4 protein-coding genes are annotated in these 2,997 nt (G+C 65.8%); all 4 read left to right on the forward strand.

What is annotated here, in order from left to right; all coding sequences use genetic code 11:
• A partial coding sequence (locus tag EOA60_RS26365; protein ID WP_164899541.1) for a flagellar basal body P-ring protein FlgI occupies positions 1-1,066 on the forward strand: 1,066 nt, incomplete at its 5' end.
• Between the two features lie 62 nt (positions 1,067-1,128).
• Complete coding sequence (locus tag EOA60_RS26370; protein WP_245322266.1) at positions 1,129-1,662, forward strand: MotE family protein; 534 nt, start codon at positions 1,129-1,131, stop codon at positions 1,660-1,662.
• Positions 1,659-2,363, forward strand: a complete 705-nt coding sequence (gene flgH, locus EOA60_RS26375; RefSeq protein ID WP_067002405.1) for a flagellar basal body L-ring protein FlgH — start codon at positions 1,659-1,661, stop codon at positions 2,361-2,363. Before EOA60_RS26370 ends, flgH begins: the two co-directional genes overlap by 4 nt.
• Positions 2,364-2,380: 17 nt before the next feature.
• Positions 2,381-2,875: a flagellar basal body-associated FliL family protein gene (locus tag EOA60_RS26380; RefSeq protein ID WP_095823390.1), complete on the forward strand. Its 495-nt coding sequence runs from the start codon at positions 2,381-2,383 to the stop codon at positions 2,873-2,875.
• Positions 2,876-2,997: the final 122 nt, after the last annotated feature.

The following is a 2,997-nucleotide window of genomic DNA, read 5'->3' on the forward strand; positions in this document are numbered from 1 at the left end:
GAGCACGCTGCCGCCCGGCCAGGTCGCCGCGCGCATCAAGGACATTGCCCAGCTGCAGAGCGCGCGCGACAACCAGCTCGTCGGCTACGGCCTGGTCATCGGCCTGGCGGGAACCGGCGACAGCCTGCGCAACTCGCCGTTCACCGAACAGTCGATCCGCGCCATGCTGGAGAACCTCGGCATCGCCACCGAAGGTGGCAGCGCGCGCGCCAAGAACGTCGCCGCCGTCATCGTCACCGCCAACATGCCGCCCTTCGTCCAGTCGGGCGCGCGCATCGACATCGACGTCTCCTCGATGGGAGATGCCACCTCGCTTGCTGGCGGCACGCTGGTGATGACGCCGCTCAAGGCCGCGGACGGCGAGATCTACGCCGTCGGCCAGGGCTCGGTGATCGTGGGCGGTTTCACCGCCCAGGGCCAGGCCGAGCAGCTGACGCAAGGCGTGCCCACCGCCGGCCGCGTGCCGAACGGCGCCATCGTCGAGCGCTCGGTGCCCGCCGAGTTCGACGACCAGGGCGTGCTGACGCTGCAATTGCGCAATCCCGATTTCTCGACCGCCATCCGCATCGCAGACGCCATCAACGACTACACCTCGCAGCGCTTCGGCATGCGCGTTGCGGCCGAGCGCGATGCCCGCACCGTGCAGATCAGACGGCCGAAGAACGTATCGGCCGCGCGCTTTTATGCCGAGATCGAAAACCTGGTCGTCGAGTCGGATGCGCCTGCCCGCGTCGTCATCGACGAGCGCACCGGCACCATCGTCATCGGCAACAACGTCAAGATCTCGCGCGTCGCCATCAGCCACGGCACTCTCACCGTGCGCATCACCGAGGCGCCGAAAGTGGTTCAGCCGGAGCCCTTCTCCAAGGGCGAGACGGCGGTCGAGCCCTTCACCGCCATCGAGGCCTCGCGACCCGACGCCCGCGTCGCCGTGCTCGACGGCCCCGACCTTGAAACGCTCGTTTCCGGTCTCAACCGTCTCGGCGTGAAGCCCGACGGCATCATCGCCATCCTGCAAGGCATCAAGTCGGCCGGCGCCCTGCAGGCCGACCTGGTTCTCCAATAGGCATGCCGATGATGGAGCTCTTCTCCTCAAACCCGCATCGTCGCCCGAGACTTCATACGACCATGAAGCTGATAGCCGCTGTCGCGATCGCTGCGCTTATGGGCGGCACTCCGGGTCGCGCGGAAGAAGTCCGCCAGGTGCTGCCCGGCGGACAGGCCCCGGCCCAGCCGGCTGAGCTCGCGCGCGGGAAGGCGCCGGACGAGAGCGAGATCCAGCGCTTCTGCTCCAACATCGCCGATGCGGCTCGCGACCGCCGCTACGCGTTGCAGGCCGAGGAGCTGAAGCAGCTCCAGGCAGGCATCGACGAGCGCATGAAAGCGCTGGAGACAAAACGCGCCGAGTACGAGCAGTGGCTGAAGCGACGCGAGGTATTCCTGGCGCGCGCCGAAGAGAGCGTCGTCAAGATCTATGCCGGCATGAAGCCAGACGCCGCGGCCGAGCGCCTGGCAATGGTCAACGCCGAGCTCGCTGCGGCCATCCTGATGAAGCTCGATGCGCGCAAGGCCGGCGTCATCCTCAACGAAATGGACCAGAAGGCGGCGGCGACGCTCACCGGCATCATGGCCAGCGCGGCGCGAAGGGTTGATCCGTCATGAAGTTGAAATTGCTCGTCCTTGTCGCGGTCGCGGCACTGTCCGGCTGCGGCACCGACCTCAAGGAAGTCGGCCGGGAGCCTGCGCTCTCACCGGTCGGCTCCGGCATCGGCAATGGCGGCGCTGCCCCCTACTCCTATCCGGAGCCGCCGGCGAGACCCGTCAAGAAATTCTCGCTTTGGGATGATCGCCAGAGCAGGCTTTTCACCGATCCGCGGGCGCTACGCGAGGGCGATATCCTGACCGTCAACATCAAGCTCAACGACAAGGCCAATTTCAAGAACAAGAACGACCGCAGCCGCACCGCCGCGCGCAAGCTCGGCTACGACGTGACGCTCGGTTGGGACGGCAAGAGCACCAGCGGCAAGGGCGATGCCGGCTTGAGCTCCAGCACCGAGACCAACGCCGACGGCGAGATCAATCGCTCGGAGAATCTCGAGCTCAATGTCGCCGCCGTCGTCACCGAAGTGCTGCCCAACGGCAATCTGATGATCAGGGGCTCGCAGGAAGTGCGCGTCAATTACGAACTTCGGGTCCTCACCATCGCTGGCATGGTGCGTCCCTCCGATATCGGCGCCGAAAACACCATCCCCTACGAGCGCATCGCCGAGGCACGTATCTCCTATGGCGGACGCGGCCGCGTGAGCGAGGTCCAGCAGCCGGCCTACGGTCAGCAGATCCTCGACCAGGTTCTTCCTTTCTAGGCGGGGAGATCGCTGTCGTGGCAAACGTCGAGCAGGCTCAGTCCAAGAAGGGACCTTCCCTTGTGGTCCAGCTCGCCATGCTCTTGGCCATGACGGGCGCGGCCGTCGGCATGGGCTGGTTCTCGGGCGGCTATCTCAAGCAGGGAGAAGCCCCGGCGCCTGTTCCTGCCGCACCTGAGAACGCCGGCAACCCGGAGAAGTCGGCCGAAGTGGGCAAACAGATCGCCGGACCGACGGTGGTCCAACTGGCGCCGATCACCACCAATCTCGCCGCACCTAGCGAAATCTGGATAAGGCTGGAGGCATCGGTGCTCTACGACGCGCCGCAGCCGCAGGAAATGACCGAGCAGATCCATCAGGACCTGCTGGCGTTCGTGCGCACGCTGAAGATGCATCAGATCGAAGGCGCCAGCGGCTACCAGCATCTCAAGGCCGATCTCGACGAGCGTGCGGCGCTGCGCAGCGGCGGCCACGTCAAACAGGTTCTCATCAGGACGATGCTGCTCGAATGAGAAAGTTCCTCATCGCCACGGCGCTCATCGTCGTCACCACCTCTGTCGCCGCGGCCCAGCAGCTCGATCTCGGCGGCATAGGCAAGGCCGACGGCACCACGGTCGGTTATCTCATCCAGATG

The organism is Mesorhizobium sp. M1A.F.Ca.IN.020.06.1.1, from assembly GCF_004023265.1.
Taxonomy (GTDB): Bacteria; Pseudomonadota; Alphaproteobacteria; order Rhizobiales; family Rhizobiaceae; genus Mesorhizobium.